Here is a 19449-nt window from a genome sequence, read left to right as displayed (position 1 = left end):
AAATATTAATCCAGTAAGCCTCTATGCCTGTCTGGTGCCTGCACGCCCTTCAATCTTCCGCTATCGCTGTTTTTGTTCAGTGCAGATTGCGTATAATTGAAATCAGCGTGCATATCGAAACTGTTGATCAGCTCTATCGCCTGTGCCGATTTGGCCTTATCTTCCAGCACCTTGTCGTCCATAAAGCGGGAAGTAACATCTATGGCCGATTTAATATGGCCGATCTTCTCCCCGATACGTACTTTCAGTATCGCCAGGGCCTTTTCCGCATCCTGGTTCAGACCATCATCGCCCTTGAAGGCTTTCATGGCACTGCTCACGGCAGATAAACCAGTAGTAACGGAATAATACAAGTCCTTCTTCGCCTCCAGGTCAAGTTTGGCGTCTTCCAGCATGATCCCACTCTCATCATATGCAGCGTCAGCGAAAGAGACCAGTTTGTTCAGATCGCCCACGATGGGCGTTACATTGTCGATGTACTCCCTGCAGCGGATCACATTGTTGGCATACAGGTCTATCTGCCTGTTGTTCTTATTTTCGTTCTGCAGGATCTTTACCTTCTGAATGTTCAGCTGTAACTCCTTTTCCTTTTCTTTCAGCTTGTCCAGCAATTCACTCTGCTTACCTTTCAGTTTAGCGCTTTGTTTGAACAGGGTGTTCCTGTCCTCATAACCCTGATCGATCTTTGCCTGCAGAATCGCAAATGGATTCAGTTCTATGGCCAGACCAATCGTGTAGTTGGCAATGAACGCTGAGAAATACTTCAGCGCGCGCCAGAACTTTTTACTGGTGACCAGCAGCAGCATAAAACCGAGTATTACACCGCCAACGACCAGGTTGATCAGATTCCATGTCACGGTAACGAGCCATGGCAGTACATAGGTTGCAAACGCATACCCTAAGCCGGCAAAAAGGGAAATACCTATTATTGCGGTGGCGACGTTTTTAGGCTCGGAAAACCAGTTTGTTTTTACGGCCTTATTCATTAATTCATTCATGTTGCGTTGTTTTAAAGTATGTGTTGCTTTATCTTTTCTATGTCCTGCAGCAGCTTGTTCCTGCTGTTGGTCATTGCAGCATCATAACCGCTGCTGTTGTTTTCGATCTTCGCTTCATTCTCTGCTATCTCCTGCGTGAGTGCACCAATCTGTTGCTGCAGGCTTAGTATTTCCTGCGACAGTTTTTGTATGTGTTCCTGCACCTGGTCCATTTCCTTTTTCTTGTTCTGCACCTTGTCAAGCAAAGCCTGATCTACCGTGCTGTGAAAGGCTGCAGCATCAGCATCCAGTATCTTCACGTATTCCTGGGCGGAAGACAACAGTTTCTGTTTGTCCAGTCCCTGTGCCTGCAAACCAGCGAAGGCTGCGCTAAAGCGGGCACTTTCATCTTTGATGACATGCATCGCTTCGATCATTTTAGCGAACTCGTAATAGTCCGGCCCGGGAAGATTTGCATCTGCAAACAACCTGTTGAAGTAGTCACTGAACTTATTGTCAGTGTCTGCAGCAGTACGTGCTTCCGTATTACGCGGCGGCGAAGATGCTTGTACAGGCTGTGTTACAGCATCCTCCTCTTTTTTTGTCTTATCCTCCACCTCTATGAAGGCGGATAAGATCTTTTTACCTAGTGAGGCCATAGTTTTGTGATTTATAAGGGTGAATGAATCGCTGAGTAAAGGGCATAGCTCCGCCAGCACGACTTTTAATCGCGTATTTTTCCTAAAGCCTTATAGGGAAAAATGAAGGCAGACGATGCCTGTCATGCGGGGGCAAATAGCTATGACGCCAGTATTACTGACACGTAGCCTGCTGTTTGTGATGACATATAGGAGTGCCTATGGCAATCTATATAGCCAACTACTGGAAGTTTTACATTGTTAATTGGAAATTAGTACGAATGAATAAAACCCAGGTAATGTACCTGCTGAGCCGCTTCGCAACTCCGTCAAATTCTGTACTGTAGATTTTTTTTACAGGGTGGGAATTTCCGGTGGTTATAGCTCTTCAATGAAGGCGAGCTATCATCTTGTCCGAAAAATTGTTTGTCATGTTCTTTGGAGATTGACTCCGTTTTGTTTGATGACGTAAAGATATGAAGGGGTTAACATTTCCTTTACAAATACCAATACGAGCGGTTATTTTTGTTTCACGAATGGTAGCCGGCTATGATGAACGGTAAAATAGAGGTATAAGAGCGAATATAGGTGGTTAAACGGCAATACGCCGATTTGAACGGAAGCTCAATAATTGATTCAAAATCACCCTATTGCAGAGCAAAACGCAAAAATCAGCATCGTCAGGAATCCTACAGGAAAGGTAAAATTCCGGTACTCATCTGCTCTCTTTCTTATCATCTGCATATACTGAAAGATCTTTTTCTCCAGATCGAATAAATAATCCTGACGTCCGTCTTCATCCGATAATACTTCCTTCCAGGTTTCCACTGTAGAGGTCTGAGCCAGTGATTAAAATTGTACAAACAACAAGGAGATAGTAACAAAAGCTTTATTGAGGAAATCTATATAGCAAAGTAAATTTATTAATCTTTTGTTCAAATATTTCAACCTTCTTATATAATAGTCTTAGATAAATATCCCGTTAAAATTATCACAACAGTTTCCTACCTTTAAAATATGAATAGCCGGGATTTATTAAAACAGCACATTTCCAAAACCATAACGCTGACCGACGAGCAGTTTGATTACTTCTATTCACATTTTACGCCCTTGTCCTTTAAAAAAGGTCAGACTATCATTAGTGAGGGCGATGAAGTTGACTGCGAATATTTTGTGCTTTCCGGCTGTCTGAAAGCATTTTTCATCAATGATGATGTTAAGATGTATATCCTGCAGTTTGCCATGCCAACATGGTGGACATCTGACTATAATGCGCTCTATAGCCATACCCGTGCTACCATTAACGTTGATTGTATCACAGATGCTGAAGTCCTTTGCCTGAAAAGTGCAGATCGCGAAAAGCTCTGTGCTGAAATACACCAGGTTGAACATTTCTTTCGCTGGCGAACAAACAGGGGTTATGTAGCCTCACAGAAAAGGCTCCTTTCTTTTATGAATAATGACGCCAAAAAACGCTATGAAGAGTTGTTGACCCTCTACCCCGAATTATATAACCTGGTACCGAAACACCTGATAGCCGCCTACCTGGGCATTTCCCGGGAAACCTTGAGCAGGCTTTATAATGCCCGTTAACCCTCCCGACGTGATCTATGTCACATAATTAATGAATGTGATGTACGTCACGTAGCCACCTTGAAATTCCTTCCGTTCTTTGTGTTGTCAAATCAAACGTAAACAATTAAACATACACAAAATGGAAACGAAAAAATTTCAAATCGTAAACGCACAAAGTAATATTGACTGGATCGGCCGTAAAGTAACCGGCGCACATAATGGTACCATCGGAATTAAAGACGGTACGTTGATCCTTACTGATGGTAAATTATCGGGCGGTAATTTCGTCATAGATACTGCCTCCATCAAGATCCTGGACGTGACAGATCCTGCTACCAACGCACAATTTGCCGGCCACCTGGCTTCAGACGATTTCTTCTCAATTGACAAATATCCAGAAGCCTCCCTACAGATCACAGCTGTATCAGGCAAGCACGTTGAGGGTAACCTGACCATCAAAGGAATCACTCACCCTGTTAGTTTTGATGTAACTGTCAACACCGACAATGGCGACACAGTAACTGCGTACGGAAAGCTGGTCATAGACCGTACCAAATATGGTATTAAGTTCCGTTCCGGTAACTTCTTCAAAGATCTGGGAGATACGCTTATCTACAACGACTTCGACCTCCAGGTAAGTCTTACAGCTAAAGCTGTTTAACAAACAATTCTCACCTAAAAACGCAAAGACATGCCATTTGTAAAAATTGAGCTGACCCGCGAAGGCGTCACTCGTGAGCAAAAACAACAACTGATCAAAGGTATAACCGACCTGATCACCAATGTACTCAATAAAGATCCTCATCTGACCCATATTGCCATACAGGAAGTAGAACTGGACAACTGGGGATATGCAGGCGAGCAGATATCTGTTCTCCGCGAGAAAGGAATCACAGCAGATAAAAAATAAGAACAATGAAAAAGCAAACTATAATAGTGACCGGTGCATCATCCGGTATTGGTAAGGAAGTAGCTAAATACTTCCTCGAAAGAGGCGATAATGTCGTCATTAACTCCACCACAGCTGATAAACTGGAAGCTGCATTTAAAGAACTTGGCGGAGGAAGCAACCTCGCGATGGTAACAGGTAGTGTGAGCGATAAGAAGACCGGTGAAAAGCTGGTGGCCACAGCGGTTGAAAAATTCGGTTCTGCAGATGTACTGATAAACAACGCTGGTATATTTGAAACCAAACCATTCCTGGAAGTGGACGAAGCTTACCTGGACCGCTTTCTGAACACTAACCTGAAGGGTACATATTTCACCACTCAGGCAGTTATTCCTCAAATGCTGAAACAGCGTGGTGGCGTAGTGATCAACATAGGTACCCCCTTGGTCCATCATGCCCTGGGTGGCGTACCTATCACTGCACCAATGTCCAGCAAAGCAGCCATCCACTCACTTACACTTCAGCTGGCGGCCGAATTCGGTAAAGATAATATCCGGGTCAATACCATCGCGCCAGGTACGATCCGAACACCTATGCATGGGGATAATGCTGATGAAACCGCGGGTCTTCACTTACTGAACCGTATCGGCGAAGTAGAAGATGTTGCTGAAATGGTTTATGCGGTAGCAAAAAGTAACTTCATCACCGGCACCATCATCAATGTAGACGGTGGCGCGGGCGCCGGACATCATCTGAATTGATATGAAAACATTATTGTCAATACTCGCTTTTATGGCCTGCATTCCGCTGGCCATAAAAGCTCAAAAGGCAAACACTATGGACACGCAAAAAGCCGATGTGGCAGCTATTACAGCTGTGCTGGAAAACGCTTATTTCAAAGGCATTTATGAGGGCAACCTCGATCTCCTGAAGCCTGTATATCACCCCGGAACATTACTTTTCGGAGATGTAAAAGGGCAACCTTATGCGAAAACACTCGACCAGTACCTGGATGGTGTGGCAAATCGCCAAAGTCCCAAAGATTCAGGGAAACCATTCAAGGGGGATATTATATCCATCAGGGCGGTGAACTCCATCGCGGTAGCCGAGGTGAAGGTAAAAATGTACGACTTTAATTACCATGAGTTTCTATCTTTCCATAAGATAGATGGCAAATGGCTTATCGTCAATAAAATGATCAGCGACGTCCAGGAATAATTTTTAATCATGTGGTATAATACAAAAGTAACGGAGATGCTGGGTATTGAATACCCTATCTTTCAGGGCCCTTTTGGCGGTCGTCTTTCATCAGCTGAATTGGTGGCTGCGGTATCAAATGCAGGAGGACTTGGCGGGTATGGGGCTTATACCCTCACGCCACAGGAGATCATTGAAGTAGATCAGGAGATCAAAGCGGCCACAGCCAAACCTTATAATATCAACCTGTGGGTGTCAGATACAGACGCTACCAATGGAACAGTCACGGAAGCCAGATATGAAGAGGTGAAAGCATTTTTCAGGCCATACTTTGAAGAGACAAATATTCCTTTCCCTGAAAAGCCCGCACCATTTAAAAGCAGGTTTGAGAACCAGGTGGAAGTCATCCTGGATGTCCGTCCGAAAGTCTTCAGCTTTGTGTTTGGCATACCATCAGCAGATATACTGGAACAGTGCCGTAAACGGGGTATCATTACCGCAGGTGCTGCTACTACGCTGGACGAAGCAATCGCCCTTGAAAATGCCGGTATAGACCTCATCATCGCATCCGGTTTCGAAGCCGGCGGACACCGCCCCTCGTTCCTGAGCGCTACAGAGTTGTCTTTCACGGGAACCTTCGTGTTGGTTCAGCTTATCAGGGAAAAGGTAAAAACACCCGTCATCGCCGCCGGTGGCATTGCGAATGGCAAAGGTATCGCTGCAGCAATGACACTGGGCGCCAGCGCTGCCCAGGTAGGAACCGCCTTCCTGGTCTGCGACGAGTCCAACGCACTGCCTGTTCACAGGCAAATGTTACTCTCTGATGCCGCGAAGTACACTACACTGTCAAAAGCTTATACCGGCAGGCTTGGCCGGGGGCTGGCCAACAGGATCACAAGAGAGACCGGAAACGAAGCCCCTTATCTCCCCTTCCCTCTGCAGTCCACATTTATGTCTTCCTTGAGAAGTGCTGCTGTTCAACAGCAAAAATGGGATATGGTATATTTCTGGGGAGGGCAGATAGCCCCCGTGTTGAAACATACAAAAGCCAGCAAATTGATGCAATCATTAATAGAAGAAACTTCTGCCTGTTTCAGCGAGCTGAAGGCCTAATAGCACACAGGCAGATAGTCAACCAGATGTAAGGCAAAAAGGCTACTAGTGTAGTCTTTTTGTCGTTTTTAAGGTTTATTACGGGTAGCGCCTATTTCTCCGATAGCTGCTGTCAGTAAAGTATTGAATCCTGAAGGATTTTCATTCATCGGATAATGTCCAGTTCCGTGAATAGGTAACAACACATATGTTATACCTTTTTTCGTCAATGCAGCAGTATCTGTAGGCGTGTAATCACTGTTGATCAGGTAGATCGTCTTTCTCAAAGCAGCCAGTTTATCACTTCCCGGATAGCTGTCTCCCCTCTCCAGGCAGTCAATGGAAATAACAGTATCTGCATTGGCTATATCATTCAATACCCTTGCCTTTACCAGTGTATCCGTTGTGGGTGAGAATAAAAACTGGCTGACGTTGGGCAATACTACTGCCTTATAATTCTGCCGGGCGCCCTTATAAAAGTTAGCAGCCGCAGTATCAGGCTGAGTTGGGTCCCATCCTGCATTCTTGAAATTGTCTACACCAACTAATCCGATCACCCGGTCTTTATTATGAAGCGCCGCTTCGACGATAATATTTCCACTCATAGAATGTCCCACCAGGATAACATTCTTTAAATCCAGCTGTTGCATGACCGCAGAGAGGTCTTCACCATATGCCTCTACCGTCCATTTTTCCCTGTTCTTTCCGGAGGTCCCGAAACCCGGTAGGTCTACTGCCACCACCCGGTATTTTGGCTGGAAGAAGTCAAACTGATCTTTCCAATAGCCTTTATTGATACACCAGCCGTGCACAAAAAGCAGGGTGGTATCTCCTTTCTTACTGTCGTCATAGCTAATATCCACTCCATGGTTGCTTATCTTTACCAATTCACCAGCGGCCCCTTCCTTTTGAGGCCCTGTCTGATGGCAGGAAAATTGGATGACTGATAATATTGTCAGTAAGGTTACAGGCAGATAGTGTTTCATAAACGTATGCTTTCTGATGTTTAGGGGCAATTTAATGAAAATCCGGTCCCGCATAAAATAAGAAGACCGTTCGCCGATGGCGAACGGTCTCTTTTGAAAAGGATCTATTCGTTATACTTATTCTACAACAACCTTCTTACGGCTGTCTCCTATAGAGATAATGTAAATTCCTTTAGGCCAGTTGGAAACATTTACCTGCAGCTGGTTAACGTTAGCGTTAACTTTCGCCTGGTATACTACCTGACCGCCAATGCTGTAAACCTTCAGTACAGAAGACTGAGCAGCTCCTTTCAGCTGAACATTCAACACGTTTGTTGCAGGATTTGGAGATACATTAACAGAGAAAGTATTTTCAATGCTTTTCGCAGGGGCAGCCATTGCGAGCCTTCCTGCAGCTGCATCACCATAAACTTCAAATTCCCAGATAGAGAAGCCATATGGAGTAGATCTCTTCAGGCCGTGTACCCTTACATAACGGGCATTAACAGCTGCAAAAGTCAGATCTTCTGTACCACCAACGCCGGCTGTTACAGTTTTCTGTACAGTCCAGTTGATAGTATCATTGGATGTTTCGATAGTGTAAGATGTTGCAAAGGCTGTTTCCCATTTCAGCACCACTCTTGAAACATTCTGCGCTGAACCCAGATCAACAGCTAACCATTCGTTATCTGTATAACCGGAAGACCAGCGTGTAGATGTAGCGTTACCGTCAACCGCACTGGCAGCAGGGAAATCTGCTGTTTCGATTGAAGAAGCCCAAACTCTTTTATTGAGAGCAAGATTATTGGATGCAGCCTGCTGTACAAAGTTGATCCAGTTGAAGTTAAATTCGTTTGAATCAAAAACAACACGCAGTACTTTCTGACCGGCAGTCAGTGCTGGTGTAGTTACATTCACAGTAGCCCATGTCTGCCAGCCAGCAGTATTTGGAACTGTAATGGTACCAGAGATGTTCTGTCCGTTCAATTCAATATGGAATGTTTTTCCGGCAGCAGTCGCAGCTACTCTTGCCTGCAGTGTATATACGCCTGCCTGTGCAACGTTCACTGTATACTCCAGCCATTCGCCAGTCTGGATAGTACCTACGTTATATCCGCCTTCAGTAGCAGCCTCAATATCCACACCTTCTGCAGTACGGTACTGACCCTGTGTATTGGTTGCTGTCAGATCATGGTAAGCTACGCCTTCTCCACCATCATCAAAGTTCTCAGCTTCGATCTTTCCAGGAATTGCCCATGCAGTTCCTCCATGAGGAGCCTGCGGAGCTGCGCCATACACTTCCACCTCAAAAATGGAATAACCATAAGTGGTAGCTCTTGAAATACCATGAATTCTCACGTAACGGCCAGATCCAGATAAACCAGTCAGGTCATTCACCAATGTGGTATTACCACTCACCGATTTTACCGGAGTCCAGTCGCTGGTATTTGTTGATACCTCTACCTGGTAAGCAGTTGCATAAGCAGCTTCCCACGTAATTTTCACCCTGTTGATATCATAGCTGGCGCCCAGGTCAACGTATAACCATTCGTCGTCAGTGAAACCAGAAGACCAGCGTGTAGCATAGTTACCGTCAGTAGCATTAGCTGCTGCCAGGTTCTGTGTTGTATTTGCTTCTGTAGAAGATACAGTCACCTGCTTGCCAGAGGCCAGGTTCTGAGGTACTGGCGTACTGCCGTTACAAACATTACCCAGAGTGCTGTAAATAGCATTGATATCACCATATTCTGTAGCGATGTCCCAGATCATGATACCACCTGCAGTTGTTTTTGCCAGGTTGGATTTTCTGATATGTTCAGCTGTATTATTATCTCCACTGTAAAATGGCACACCCAGCATTCTTTTGCTTTGTGCTACACCACGTGACGTCCAGTAAGCAATAGAATTTGTAGCCAGGTTGTCATCACCATAACACATGATATTCACCAGGTCCAACATGGTAATATTATCGTAGTTGTTCCCGTTATTCTCGGCGCTTTCTGATACTGCTGCCGTAAATAACTTACCCATTCCATGGAACTTGGCTCCAAGAACAGTGGCTACGTTATTCCATTTAGTCTTTGTAGTCGGATATTCCCAATCCAGGTCAATACCATCCAGGTTATACTTGGTGATCAGGTTAGCACAGGCATTTGCCAGGTTGTTGACATAAGTGCTGTTATTTGCGATCGTTTCAAAAGGCGTATTGCTGGGTGAAGAGCTAAGCCAGCCGCCAATTGACAAAAGCACTTTTACGTTAGCAGCGTGTGCTCTGTTTACAAGATCAGTCAATACGGCCCCATTGTCCACACTGCCGATGTTACCATCAGAACCTGGTATAGCAAACGCATAGCAAATATGGGTATACTTGCTATAGTCCACTTTTGAAGGACTGTTGATATAAGCGCTACCACCAGCTACCCATGACGGATAATATCCTACGATATTATAGCATGATACCTGGGCAAAACTGGCTCCAGAAAGCAGTAGGAGCCCTGCAAGAAATAAGTGTTTAATTCTCTGCATAATTAGAGTTTTTAATGATTATATGAAGGATAAATCTTCAATGAGGGAGCGATGCCATTGGCAAAATACTTGTAGTCATAATAAAATGCATATCCGGACGGCACCATGAAAAGATCAAGGTACTGTCAACAGTTTGAATACTTGAATGGCATCAATGTAAACGTCCTGTGCTGAAAGCTACAGGCCTATTGTAATGGCAAGGAACATTTGCAAATTGTAATGGATTTTTAATTGGTTATTCTGATAGGTTTATTGCCGGCCAGCTAATGTTATATTTTGATAATATAAAGATATGTCTAATTCGTATGTCCGCCAATAGATATTCATTTTTTTTTCAGGAACAGGCATGCGAATCCATACTGCCGGATACATTGGATTGATAATTAACCTGATAAGGCTATACGTCTTTAATACATCATCTTATGAACCTCCAGGATGCCCGCAGTATAAGTACCTTCATATTACGACATACCTTTGTTTTCCTTTTTTATTCTATCTTTCCATTACCTATATCATCTCATTTTAAAACATCAACATGAAAAAAATTCTCGCCGTGCTGATATGCTTGTCCTTTATTAACAATGCATTTTCTCAGACAACATCCAAAGAAAAGAAAATAAAGGAAATGCTGGAATTGGTTGGCTCCGGTAAAATAGGTGTACAGGTAGCACAGCAAATGCTGACTAATTTCCAGGAGCGGTTCACGACTGTACCGGCTGAATTCTGGGACAAAATGAAAGCAAGCATTAATGCAGATGACCTCATCAATCTCACCGTACCTGTATATGCGAAGTATTATACTGAAGAAGACCTGGACCAGATAGTCGCGTTCTACAAAACACCAGCTGGCCAAAAAGTAATAGCGGTAACGCCGCAGATCGTGCAGGAATCAATGCTGTTAGGCCGGGAATGGGGACAAAAGCTGGGTGAAAAGATCCTAAGTGAGATGAAGGCTAGCGGTTATGATCCAGAGAAAGTAGAGCAGTAATATAACTAAAGCAGCCGCACCGAAGGCGCGGCCGCTTTATATTTCCCCGTATAATATCTTTAAAAGTTAGGATCGAAATTGAAGAAGATCGGATTAGAGAGCCCCACCATATTCCCACTCAGCTTCATAGACTCCGGTACCTGCGGATAAGGAGTAGCCGGGCCTTCTACCGTCACACGGTAATAAGTTCTACCCACTGTAGCCGGGGTATCTGTAAACTCAGCAACAGGATTTTTACCTGTCACTTTTAAGCTATCGAATTTATTACCATTCTTCACGATGTTGATAGTATAAGTCTCTTCCGGAACAGTTTTCCCTGTCAACTGAATACGGAACTTAACAGGTTTACCGGTCGGTTTAGTGTTATCCCCCATCATCATATCCATTTTACTATCCTGGTCAAGATCTGCGTAGAACTCAACACGTGGCGCATATGGATTTGCGCTTACTGACACCCTCCCGTTTGTCAACGCATCCACAACGGCCTGTGGAGTCCGCGCAGTGGCATATACCCAGGTAGTAGGCGTACCTACATAGTTTGCTTTCGCCTGTACGCTGTTCTTTGTTTCTTTATCGGGTGAATCAGGAGTGCCATGATGCGCATCACTTCCTCCCCTGCCCGTCAGTTTGCGGCCGGATGAAAGCATGTCATCCCATATCATGATTGCATTTTCATTCTTCGACCAGATGGCGGAGTTCCATACTTCAATAGACTCGATCATATCATAGGAATACCCGAAATGGTCTTTACCACTGGGATGATTGGCCGACAGATGAACACCTAACTGCTTTTTTACGGCGCCTATCACAATGTCGCGCTGATCGCGGACGTCGTATAAGCGCTGATGATCGTATGGTTTTGCAGAGAACACGTTACCATGCCCGCGGGTGGTTGTCCACTCTGCACCATACAGCAACAATACGGAGTCCGATTTGAATTCAGGATCTGCCCATGTGTTATGTGCAACATCTCCCTCCACGTGATTATCGTGGTCAGTGATGCAGATGTAATCAATACCTGCAGCTTTGGAAAAGGAAATGATCTTTGAGATAGGATTATTGGAAGATTCCTTACTATGCCGGGAATGCAAATGCAAGTCCCCTTTTAACCACACACCACCTTTCAGGCTGGCTACAGGCGGCAGATTGTTAAGTTCCGCAGGCGCCCATGGACTGGTATGAGCTGACTGCCCCAGTGCAGCATTAGTGAAGCAGCTTGCCATAGTTACCAGTAATCCGGTACAGGCAACATTCTTCAGCAACATTTTTTTTCTGTCATTCTTGAACATCATATTAAAATTATTATGGTGGCATTAAAAGCTTAGCGCATATAGGGAGAAGAAACTGACATCTGCGCCGCAAAGGTATATATCGGCAAAAGTTGAGGGTGTTAAATTTAGATCAAGAGATCATTAAATGTGATAGCCGGTTTGGCATTACGGCCGTTAACATTAAATAACAGTTCTTAAACAGGGTCTGGCATAGTTTTATCATTATTAAAGCTGAAAAGGAGGTTTAAACGGACTGCAGACGCTTAACTCAATATTCATCACGCTAATTTAAACTTCACAACATGAAAGCTTTAAAATATTTCGCCATAACAGCCATACTTATTTCCGGATTAAGCAGTTGCCTTGTTGTCCGAGATAGGCCGGGATATTATCAACCCCGTCCTCATTATCATCATTATCATGGACACGGACATTACAGATACTAGCAAAAAGCCCCTCACTTCAGAGGGGCTTTACTTTATAAATACGATACATCAGGAAACAGACAATCCTCCGTCAACAGGTAGTATTACACCTGTTACCCACGAGGAATCGGCAGTTGCCAGCATTGCAACATGCGCAACTATATCGGTTACGTCCCCTCTTCTTTGTAAAGGAATAGATGTTCTTTCACTTTCGTGAATGGCCTGGATGATTTCCAAAGGCAATCCCGCATTGGCCAGAACAGGTGTATTCGTAGGCCCGGGCGCTACTGCATTTACGCGGATCCCCAGCGGAGCCAGTTCCAGCGCCCACGTTTTTGTCAGCATATTAATACCCGCTTTCGCTGCCGCATAAGCGCTGATTTCCGGATAGACCTTAATACCATGACTGCTGCTGATGTTGATAATATGCCCTTTTGTGGCTGTCAGGAAGTCAAGACAACCAGAAGTGAGCAATGTGGGAGCGATCACATGCGTCCGGTACATAGACTCCATTGATCTGCTGCTGATACCTTTCAGCGGCGTCAGTTCCACATGGTCGGCGTTATTAATAAGTACGTCCAGTTTTCCACTCCAGTTCATGCGGATAAACTGTAATATCTTTTGCTCGTCACCTTCTATTTGCGTGTCGTATTCCAGTGTATTCAGCCCTGGCAGCTCATTCGCCAGGGTAACAAGCTTTTCTTTATTTCTACCCGTTATTAAAACCTGCCATCCTATGGAATAAAAATGCCGCGCTATTCCCTCTCCAATACCGGAGGATCCTCCGGTGATCAAAATGTTCCTATTCATAAACTCACTAATTTTGTGCAAAGGAAAGCAGCAATCAGGTGTTTTTAAAGAGCTTACCTCAGTGTAAGTGAGTGTGACCAAGGTTGGCTTTACCTACTTTCGGGCTTTTTTAAAAAACGGTTTTATGGCTTATAACAGAAAAATGACATTAGACTGCGACTCCAATCCAAATGCAGATTGTGCATTGGAAGCCGCATTGTCAATAATAGGTGGGAAATGGAAGCTGAAGATCTATAAGGCGCTAAGGAATGGTGGCAATGTAAGATTCTCGGCCATACACAAATCATTACACGATATATCGGAAAAAACGCTGGCTGCACAACTGCGTGAACTGGAAAACGACGGTATTGTTACCAGGACCAGCTATCCGGAAATACCACCCCGCGTAGAGTATGCATTAACAAAACTGGGCGCACAACTTGAGCCGGTATTCGAATCTTTGAATAACTGGGGGAAAGCATATGTGAACGGCCGCTCTGCTGCCGTGGTGGCAAATGAAGGATTTGAGTAAGGAGCTTCCCAGCGGATCACTCATGATATCGCTGATGTAACTGCCTGAATATTTCCTCCATCTTTTCATTATTCTTAGCGCTGGCTGGATGAGCTTTAATATCCTGCTGTACATAACGGACACGGTTTTCTGTCAGCGGATGCGTACTGATAAACTCAGGGATCTTCAATTGATGATCCAGTTTCTGTAATTCCTGCATCAGCTGTACCATACCCTGCTGATCTACCTGGTTGCGGCGCATGGTTTCCAGACCGGTAATATCGGCCTGCTCCTCATACTGACGGGAATAGGTAAGGCTATAAATAGAGGTCGCATTAGCATATAAAGTACCTACCACACCACCTGCGTCACTGAACATCGCTGACAATAGCAAACTTGTGCTCAGATCACGGCATAATTTACGAACAGAATGACGGCGGGTAACATGCGCCACTTCGTGGGATAATAATGCCGCCAGTTCCTCTTTCGTACGCAGTTTCTTCAGTAGTCCGGTATAAATCATCACATAACCACCGGGAAGTGCATAGGCATTCTCGATAGAACTGGGCACTACCGTGAAAACAAGAGAGTCGGACGCATCCCACTTCATCTGGGCGGCAAACTTCGTCAGCAGTTCACTACCAGCGGTATCTATCTTCTCCTGCATGCCATTACGTGCTGCAATACCAATCTCCTTATCGAAAGACCTGGGCAGTTGGTCAACCACCTTGTCTGCACACCAGGGCAGTATAAAGAAATGGCCGGCAAGCAGAATACCAATGAGTATTAACAACGCGATCAGGCCTACTTTATAACCACCACGCAGTGCCAGCCCATGTAGACCGGCACCGCGTGTGTATTTGTAATTTTTAAGGAACTCTTCTACAAAAACCGGGTCATTCACTTCCAGCGTACCAGCTTCTTCTCCCGCATAGGTAATACGGATAAAATTGCGGTCACTTACCTGTACAGATATCTCACTAAAGAACCATCGCATTTCCCGGGGAGGCATGCCCTCCTGGGTATAATCCAGCAACAGACTTCCAGAGAATACCTCCACATTAACAGGAATGGCCTTTGCTACCTGGTGATTGTAATACTGTCCCTTGTACATATTTTTATTAGATAATATTCAGATCAAACATATCCACGAGATCCTCGCCTGTTGCATTTCTGTATTCTTCTTCTGTCTGTGCAAGTTCTGACAGCTCGATGTCTCCTACTATTTCAACATTTGATAACAGGAATTCCACGGTACGTGTCTGCACCCAGGCGAAAGCGATACCGAACGTAAAAATAAGGAGGATGAAATTTACGATCAGCAAACCAGCAAAATTGCTGCCGGAAGCTGTAGAACGAAATGTGAAAGTCTTACCATCCTGAACGAGGCGCAGGTTATCGATGTAATAACGGAAGATATCTGCCTGCCACCAGAAGGAATAGATACCCAATGTCACAATAGACAGGAGATATCCTTTCAGGTTCATAAAGAAAAAGTCTCCACCGTCTCCATCATAGCGAAACTCACCACTGCCGAAACGGATATTACTCATCACATAGTTACGGATCTTGATAATTGCCCAGGAACCATAGATACCAAAAGTAACAATCGTCAGCAGTATCTCTTTAAGAAACAGCTTCATAAATGGTTTCCTCTCTCCACGGTAACCGAAACGGATCCCTCTCCAGGATGTTCTGGACCAGTGGTAACGGTTTGCTCCGTGGATCGCTGCCGGTACAACAAATAACAGGAAAACCAGGTAAAACGCCATCCCTACGTAAGGCATTTTAAAATAAGCAAAGACATTCACAAGAATGATCACTGCCAGAAAAAGTCCCATAGCCTTCAGAAACCCTTTGAACATCTCTTTACCCGTACCGTTCCAGGCAAGACGGGAACCATCCAGCTCAGTGGATGAGTAGAGATATTGTAATTTCTTCGCCTTTGCCCAGGGATAATACAGGCCGAGCGTTACAGTTGTAAGCAGCCAGTTCAAAAAAAGAATGCCAAAATAAGTACCACCGTCACCGTGAAATGTCAATGCGGGGGTTTTAATTACAGTGCCCGAGGGGCCATACTGTTGTTCCATGTGTAGGGGATTAAGTCTAGGTTAATAATTAATAACAACAAATATATTAAATACTTTTATATTTCTCTTAACATATTGCATTAAGCAACAAAACATCTTTTCCTTTGTTTTTGAAGCAGTTATGACAAAATCTACTAACTTCATTATATGAAACCATCCTTGTTAGTACTCCACGGCGCCATTGGTGCATCCCGTCAGTTAAGAGCAATAGCTGCGCAGCTGTCAACACAGTATGAAGTACATCTTTTTGACTTTCCCGGTCATGGGGGAAAGGAACTGCCCGAAGGTCCATTTTCCATAAAACTCTTTGCAGAAGCTGTGCTGGAGTATATAGAGGTGCATCACCTTCAGCAGCTGACCATTTTTGGCTATAGCATGGGAGGTTATGTAGCCATGTACCTGGCAAAACATCATCCGCAACAGATAGCAAGGGTCATTACCCTGGGTACCAAATTCCACTGGGATGAAGCTACGGCCGCCAAAGAGATCAAAATGCTGGATATCGCTGCTATCACCGCAAAAGTACCTGATTTTGCAGCTGCTCTGGCCGATATGCATGCCCCGAACGACTGGAAAGTAGTGCTGCAACGTACAGCCGATATGCTGACTGATATGGGCAGGGACAACCCACTGAAACCCGACGACTACAAAGACATAACAACCGATTCTCTTATTATGCTGGGCGACAGGGATAAAATGGTGACCCTGGAAGAGACGATCGCCACCTACAAAGCCCTACCCGATGCAAAGATGGCCGTATTGCCCGGTACCCCCCATCCGGTGGAAAAGGTGACGCCTTCATTGCTGGCCTTTTTTCTTAGTTAAAAGACAATAAATTCACCACTTTCGGTGAGTCTAATAAAAAGTAAGGGCTGTCCATCTACTGACGGACAGCCCTTACTTTTTATTAAACTACTTTACTTTCCTATTTCAATTGTAAAAGTATCTTCCGGCGAAGCAATGACGTCATCCCCTGATAGATTACTGTGAGGTACCGGATAATAATTACCCGTCAGGGTCAATCCCTTATCCGTTCTCTCCAGCGAGATCTTCAGGAAACCATGTTTGTCATCACAATAAGCTTCCAGTTCTACGTTGTCAAACAGTGGGTTTTCATTGGTGAACCGCTCATCTTCCAGGGAAGCTATTGCATGCAGCTCGTCATATCCCCCACCACCGGCAACAATAAAACACACAGGCCTACCCTCCGCATAGTTCCTTTTAAAACGCTGATAGTTATGTACATGGCCACTGAAAACAATATCCGGCCTGATACCCGTTTCTGCAAAAACTGATTCCAGTAATGTGATCATAGGAATACTGGCCCCATGGTTTACATCCGAAGAATAAGGCGCATGATGTATACATAGTATCAATGCCTTCTCCGGCCTTTCCTGATCGGCAGCTTTCAGCTCTTCTTTCAGCCAGTTTCTTTGTTCTTCGGTGACGATCCCGAATTTAGGTACATTGCTATGCATTCCGATAATGTTCGCAAGCGGTGTGTTTAGTGTCCAGTATACATTGGGCTGAACCATACTTTCCCTCTCCGATCCACCACTGAATGCCACCTTATGGGGACTCGTATCACAAAATACAGTCATGAAGGCATCCAGGCTGTTATAAGGAGCCACATCCGGATTGACATCACTATCATGATTGCCTGCTATGGCAAAGATAGGCCCCGGGTAAAGTTTATAAGGATCAAAGAACTGGCGCTGATACTGTGACGCCTCCCCATGGTTGTACACTACGTCTCCCAGATGATAAAGGAACTGTGGCTTGTCATCTTTTGACACGGTGTACTGCCTGACCATTTGTCCCACTACCTTTTCCTGGAAATCCGGGCTACGCAGGCTACCGGTATCGCCCACCATGTGAAATGTCATTTTATCGCTACTGATATCAGGAATGACACGCTGTATAGATAAACGGTAAGGATAAGCGCCGCTCGGCTTCGGCAATGCCCTGAATTTATAGGAATCGTCCGGCTGGTCTTTCTTTAGCACAGGTGTTTTATATCTCATGACAATATCAATAGTACAGGGTAAAGATAAGCGCAAAAATGACTACTAGGTAGTAGTGAGATGATTAATAATGCCCTCTTATCTTACTATGAATCTGTTCATCATACAATTTCCTCAGCTGTGTATGGGTAGAAGATGGCAATGGCTGTAAGCCGGAAGCTGCCACATTACTGTTCACCTGACTGATCTTTGATGCACCTGGAATAACGGTCGTTACCTCCGGATGATCCAATATCCAGCGAATGGCCCACTCTGCCATACGCTCATCAGGCAACAGCGTCCTGATGCTGTTTGCCAGCCTCACCCCTTCCCCGAATTCAACACCCGAAAAAGTCTCTCCTGTATTAAAAGCCTCACCGTTTGCATTGTAATTGCGGTGATCTTTATCTCCAAAAACAGTATCTTCTTTAAATTTCCCGCTCAGCAGTCCGCTGGCCAGCGGTACACGTATGATCAGCGCCACTCCCTTCTCTTTTGCTTTCGCAAAAACCTCCTCTGCCACATGCTGTCTGAACAGATTAAAAATGATCTGCAATGATGCAAGCCCTTCCTGTTCCAGGCATATCAATGCTTCTTCAGAGGTCTCCACACTGGCGCCGAAATAACGGATCAGGCCTTCCTGCTGTAATTTTCGCAAATGATCAAACACCTTCCCTGAGCGCATTTCCTCAGTCGGTATACAATGTAGCTGTTCCAGGAACAGTTGGGAAAGGCCCAGATGCTGCAGCGATTCCTCCGCATGACGTTTCATCGCGTCATATGTAAAGTTCTGCGGCCAGCCATTACTTGCATCTCCCCTGCGTCCCAGTTTAGTGGCAACGAAAATCTCTTTGCCTGCTGATTGCAGAAATTTGCCAATGATGGTTTCACTCACACCCATTCCATATACATCCGCCGTATCTATAAAATTGCCGCCGGCAGCTGTATATGCCTGCAGTATTTTTATGGCTTCTTCCTCATCAATATTTCCCCAGTCAGCACTTCCCAGTTGCCAGGTACCGAGTCCTACTTCCGCTACCTGCACGTCTTTAAATGGTCTGTAATTCATAACTTATAACGATTTGTAATTGTTGCGCTGCAAACTAATCTATAAAACCTTCCTGCTGTAGTTTATCCAGAATGGCGATCACACCAGGGGCCTGTGCCTCCTGTCTGGAATAATCTGCTACTGAAAAGAAACGTACTTCTCCTATTTCAGCCGCCGGTTCAGGTATAATATCCCGGTGTAACCAGTAGCAGTCCTGTTCCATGATGATGCCTTCTTTTTCACCAAAAGCAGGTGCAGTAACATGCGTGTAATACACGAGCTCCTGTTCCGTCATACTAACATTCAGCTCTTCCGCTATTTCCCTGCATAAGGCCCCGGTCTCCGACTCTCCCGCATCCACCTTACCTCCGGGTAAATAAAAACATTGTTTATTCCTGCTATAAGCCAGTAAAAGTTTCCGTTGCTGAACTGATAAAAGCCCAACTGTTTTAAGCGCCGTCATTT

Annotated in this window: 20 protein-coding genes; 9 read left to right on the top strand and 11 right to left on the bottom strand. The window is 44.8% G+C overall.

Annotated elements, in window-relative coordinates:
- Positions 1-5: 5 nt before the first annotated feature.
- Both F3I09_RS20330 and F3I09_RS20325 read right to left on the bottom strand, forming a co-directional pair.
- Positions 6-998: a hypothetical protein gene (locus F3I09_RS20330; RefSeq protein WP_149696878.1), complete on the bottom strand. Its 993-nt coding sequence runs from the start codon at positions 996-998 to the stop codon at positions 6-8.
- Between the two features lie 11 nt (positions 999-1009).
- Positions 1010-1636: a DUF3450 domain-containing protein gene (locus tag F3I09_RS20325; RefSeq protein WP_149696877.1), complete on the bottom strand. Its 627-nt coding sequence runs from the start codon at positions 1634-1636 to the stop codon at positions 1010-1012.
- Between the two features lie 996 nt (positions 1637-2632).
- Here F3I09_RS20325 and F3I09_RS20320 point away from each other — a divergent pair.
- The 6 genes from F3I09_RS20320 to F3I09_RS20295 all read left to right on the top strand — a co-directional run bounded on the left by F3I09_RS20320 (position 2633) and on the right by F3I09_RS20295 (position 6389).
- Entirely contained in the window at positions 2633-3208 is a 576-nt protein-coding gene (locus F3I09_RS20320) for a Crp/Fnr family transcriptional regulator (RefSeq protein WP_149696876.1), read from the top strand.
- 121 nt (positions 3209-3329) lie between these two features.
- A complete protein-coding gene (locus F3I09_RS20315; protein ID WP_149696875.1) occupies positions 3330-3851 on the top strand; it encodes a YceI family protein in 522 nt (173 codons plus the stop codon).
- A gap of 30 nt (positions 3852-3881) precedes the next feature.
- A complete protein-coding gene (locus F3I09_RS20310; protein WP_149696874.1) occupies positions 3882-4100 on the top strand; it encodes a 4-oxalocrotonate tautomerase family protein in 219 nt (72 codons plus the stop codon).
- Between the two features lie 5 nt (positions 4101-4105).
- A complete protein-coding gene (locus F3I09_RS20305; protein WP_149696873.1) occupies positions 4106-4840 on the top strand; it encodes an SDR family NAD(P)-dependent oxidoreductase in 735 nt (244 codons plus the stop codon).
- A 1-nt stretch (position 4841) separates the two neighbouring features.
- Entirely contained in the window at positions 4842-5297 is a 456-nt protein-coding gene (locus F3I09_RS20300) for a nuclear transport factor 2 family protein (protein WP_149696872.1), read from the top strand.
- Positions 5298-5306: 9 nt separating this feature from the next.
- Positions 5307-6389, top strand: coding sequence for a nitronate monooxygenase family protein (locus tag F3I09_RS20295; protein ID WP_149696871.1), 1083 nt, complete (start codon positions 5307-5309; stop codon positions 6387-6389).
- 68 nt (positions 6390-6457) lie between these two features.
- Here the strand turns inward: F3I09_RS20295 and F3I09_RS20290 are convergent, their stop codons facing one another.
- Both F3I09_RS20290 and F3I09_RS20285 read right to left on the bottom strand, forming a co-directional pair.
- A complete protein-coding gene (locus F3I09_RS20290) occupies positions 6458-7354 on the bottom strand; it encodes an alpha/beta fold hydrolase (protein WP_188133886.1) in 897 nt (298 codons plus the stop codon).
- A gap of 117 nt (positions 7355-7471) precedes the next feature.
- Positions 7472-9859, bottom strand: coding sequence for a discoidin domain-containing protein (locus F3I09_RS20285; protein WP_149696869.1), 2388 nt, complete (start codon positions 9857-9859; stop codon positions 7472-7474).
- Positions 9860-10394: 535 nt separating this feature from the next.
- Between F3I09_RS20285 and F3I09_RS20280 the strand changes: the two genes are divergently transcribed.
- A complete protein-coding gene (locus F3I09_RS20280; protein WP_149696868.1) occupies positions 10395-10847 on the top strand; it encodes a DUF2059 domain-containing protein in 453 nt (150 codons plus the stop codon).
- Positions 10848-10906: 59 nt separating this feature from the next.
- On the opposite strand, the gene F3I09_RS20275 is transcribed toward F3I09_RS20280, so the two are convergent.
- Both F3I09_RS20275 and F3I09_RS20270 read right to left on the bottom strand, forming a co-directional pair.
- Positions 10907-12139 (bottom strand): CehA/McbA family metallohydrolase, encoded by a 1233-nt coding sequence (locus F3I09_RS20275; RefSeq protein ID WP_223233312.1) that lies wholly within the window; start codon positions 12137-12139, stop codon positions 10907-10909.
- A 473-nt stretch (positions 12140-12612) separates the two neighbouring features.
- On the bottom strand, positions 12613-13353 hold the full coding sequence (locus F3I09_RS20270) for an SDR family NAD(P)-dependent oxidoreductase (RefSeq protein WP_149696867.1): 741 nt from the start codon (positions 13351-13353) through the stop codon (positions 12613-12615).
- Positions 13354-13477: 124 nt separating this feature from the next.
- Here F3I09_RS20270 and F3I09_RS20265 point away from each other — a divergent pair, with 124 nt between their 5' ends.
- Entirely contained in the window at positions 13478-13864 is a 387-nt protein-coding gene (locus tag F3I09_RS20265) for a helix-turn-helix domain-containing protein (protein ID WP_149696866.1), read from the top strand.
- A gap of 16 nt (positions 13865-13880) precedes the next feature.
- Here the strand turns inward: F3I09_RS20265 and F3I09_RS20260 are convergent, their stop codons facing one another.
- Together F3I09_RS20260 and F3I09_RS20255 are read right to left on the bottom strand one after the other, a co-directional pair.
- Complete coding sequence (locus F3I09_RS20260; RefSeq protein WP_149696865.1) at positions 13881-14957, bottom strand: M48 family metallopeptidase; 1077 nt, start codon at positions 14955-14957, stop codon at positions 13881-13883.
- Between the two features lie 7 nt (positions 14958-14964).
- Positions 14965-15933, bottom strand: coding sequence for a YjgN family protein (locus F3I09_RS20255; protein ID WP_149696864.1), 969 nt, complete (start codon positions 15931-15933; stop codon positions 14965-14967).
- A gap of 147 nt (positions 15934-16080) precedes the next feature.
- Here F3I09_RS20255 and F3I09_RS20250 point away from each other — a divergent pair, with 147 nt between their 5' ends.
- A complete protein-coding gene (locus F3I09_RS20250) occupies positions 16081-16758 on the top strand; it encodes an alpha/beta fold hydrolase (protein ID WP_149696863.1) in 678 nt (225 codons plus the stop codon).
- Between the two features lie 92 nt (positions 16759-16850).
- Here F3I09_RS20250 and F3I09_RS20245 read toward each other — a convergent pair whose 3' ends face one another.
- The 3 genes from F3I09_RS20245 to F3I09_RS20235 all read right to left on the bottom strand — a co-directional run bounded on the left by F3I09_RS20245 (position 16851) and on the right by F3I09_RS20235 (position 19447).
- The gene (locus tag F3I09_RS20245; RefSeq protein ID WP_149696862.1) at positions 16851-17957 is read right to left on the bottom strand and encodes a metallophosphoesterase; all 1107 of its coding nucleotides are present in this window, start codon (positions 17955-17957) and stop codon (positions 16851-16853) included.
- Positions 17958-18021: 64 nt separating this feature from the next.
- Positions 18022-19005: an aldo/keto reductase gene (locus F3I09_RS20240; protein WP_149696861.1), complete on the bottom strand. Its 984-nt coding sequence runs from the start codon at positions 19003-19005 to the stop codon at positions 18022-18024.
- Positions 19006-19039: 34 nt separating this feature from the next.
- Positions 19040-19447, bottom strand: a complete 408-nt coding sequence (locus F3I09_RS20235; RefSeq protein WP_149696860.1) for an NUDIX domain-containing protein — start codon at positions 19445-19447, stop codon at positions 19040-19042.
- Positions 19448-19449 lie beyond the last annotated feature (2 nt).

Source organism: Chitinophaga sp. CF418, assembly GCF_900142925.1.
Lineage (GTDB): Bacteria > Bacteroidota > Bacteroidia > Chitinophagales > Chitinophagaceae > Chitinophaga.
The sequence above is the reverse complement of the archived record's forward strand: the minus strand, read 5'-3'. Positions and strand labels throughout refer to the sequence as shown.

What these genes read in the sequence shown, in the direction of transcription:
- F3I09_RS20330 (WP_149696878.1), bottom strand. Translation starts at nt 998, where the DNA reads ATGAATGAATTAATGAATAAGGCCGTAAAAACAAACTGGTTTTCCGAG.
- F3I09_RS20325 (WP_149696877.1), bottom strand. Translation starts at nt 1,636, where the DNA reads ATGGCCTCACTAGGTAAAAAGATCTTATCCGCCTTCATAGAGGTGGAG.
- F3I09_RS20320 (WP_149696876.1), top strand. Translation starts at nt 2,633, where the DNA reads ATGAATAGCCGGGATTTATTAAAACAGCACATTTCCAAAACCATAACG.
- F3I09_RS20315 (WP_149696875.1), top strand. Translation starts at nt 3,330, where the DNA reads ATGGAAACGAAAAAATTTCAAATCGTAAACGCACAAAGTAATATTGAC.
- F3I09_RS20310 (WP_149696874.1), top strand. Translation starts at nt 3,882, where the DNA reads ATGCCATTTGTAAAAATTGAGCTGACCCGCGAAGGCGTCACTCGTGAG.
- F3I09_RS20305 (WP_149696873.1), top strand. Translation starts at nt 4,106, where the DNA reads ATGAAAAAGCAAACTATAATAGTGACCGGTGCATCATCCGGTATTGGT.
- F3I09_RS20300 (WP_149696872.1), top strand. Translation starts at nt 4,842, where the DNA reads ATGAAAACATTATTGTCAATACTCGCTTTTATGGCCTGCATTCCGCTG.
- F3I09_RS20295 (WP_149696871.1), top strand. Translation starts at nt 5,307, where the DNA reads ATGTGGTATAATACAAAAGTAACGGAGATGCTGGGTATTGAATACCCT.
- F3I09_RS20290 (WP_188133886.1), bottom strand. Translation starts at nt 7,354, where the DNA reads ATGAAACACTATCTGCCTGTAACCTTACTGACAATATTATCAGTCATC.
- F3I09_RS20285 (WP_149696869.1), bottom strand. Translation starts at nt 9,859, where the DNA reads ATGCAGAGAATTAAACACTTATTTCTTGCAGGGCTCCTACTGCTTTCT.
- F3I09_RS20280 (WP_149696868.1), top strand. Translation starts at nt 10,395, where the DNA reads ATGAAAAAAATTCTCGCCGTGCTGATATGCTTGTCCTTTATTAACAAT.
- F3I09_RS20275 (WP_223233312.1), bottom strand. Translation starts at nt 12,139, where the DNA reads ATGATGTTCAAGAATGACAGAAAAAAAATGTTGCTGAAGAATGTTGCC.
- F3I09_RS20270 (WP_149696867.1), bottom strand. Translation starts at nt 13,353, where the DNA reads ATGAATAGGAACATTTTGATCACCGGAGGATCCTCCGGTATTGGAGAG.
- F3I09_RS20265 (WP_149696866.1), top strand. Translation starts at nt 13,478, where the DNA reads ATGGCTTATAACAGAAAAATGACATTAGACTGCGACTCCAATCCAAAT.
- F3I09_RS20260 (WP_149696865.1), bottom strand. Translation starts at nt 14,957, where the DNA reads ATGTACAAGGGACAGTATTACAATCACCAGGTAGCAAAGGCCATTCCT.
- F3I09_RS20255 (WP_149696864.1), bottom strand. Translation starts at nt 15,933, where the DNA reads ATGGAACAACAGTATGGCCCCTCGGGCACTGTAATTAAAACCCCCGCA.
- F3I09_RS20250 (WP_149696863.1), top strand. Translation starts at nt 16,081, where the DNA reads ATGAAACCATCCTTGTTAGTACTCCACGGCGCCATTGGTGCATCCCGT.
- F3I09_RS20245 (WP_149696862.1), bottom strand. Translation starts at nt 17,957, where the DNA reads ATGAGATATAAAACACCTGTGCTAAAGAAAGACCAGCCGGACGATTCC.
- F3I09_RS20240 (WP_149696861.1), bottom strand. Translation starts at nt 19,005, where the DNA reads ATGAATTACAGACCATTTAAAGACGTGCAGGTAGCGGAAGTAGGACTC.
- F3I09_RS20235 (WP_149696860.1), bottom strand. Translation starts at nt 19,447, where the DNA reads ATGACGGCGCTTAAAACAGTTGGGCTTTTATCAGTTCAGCAACGGAAA.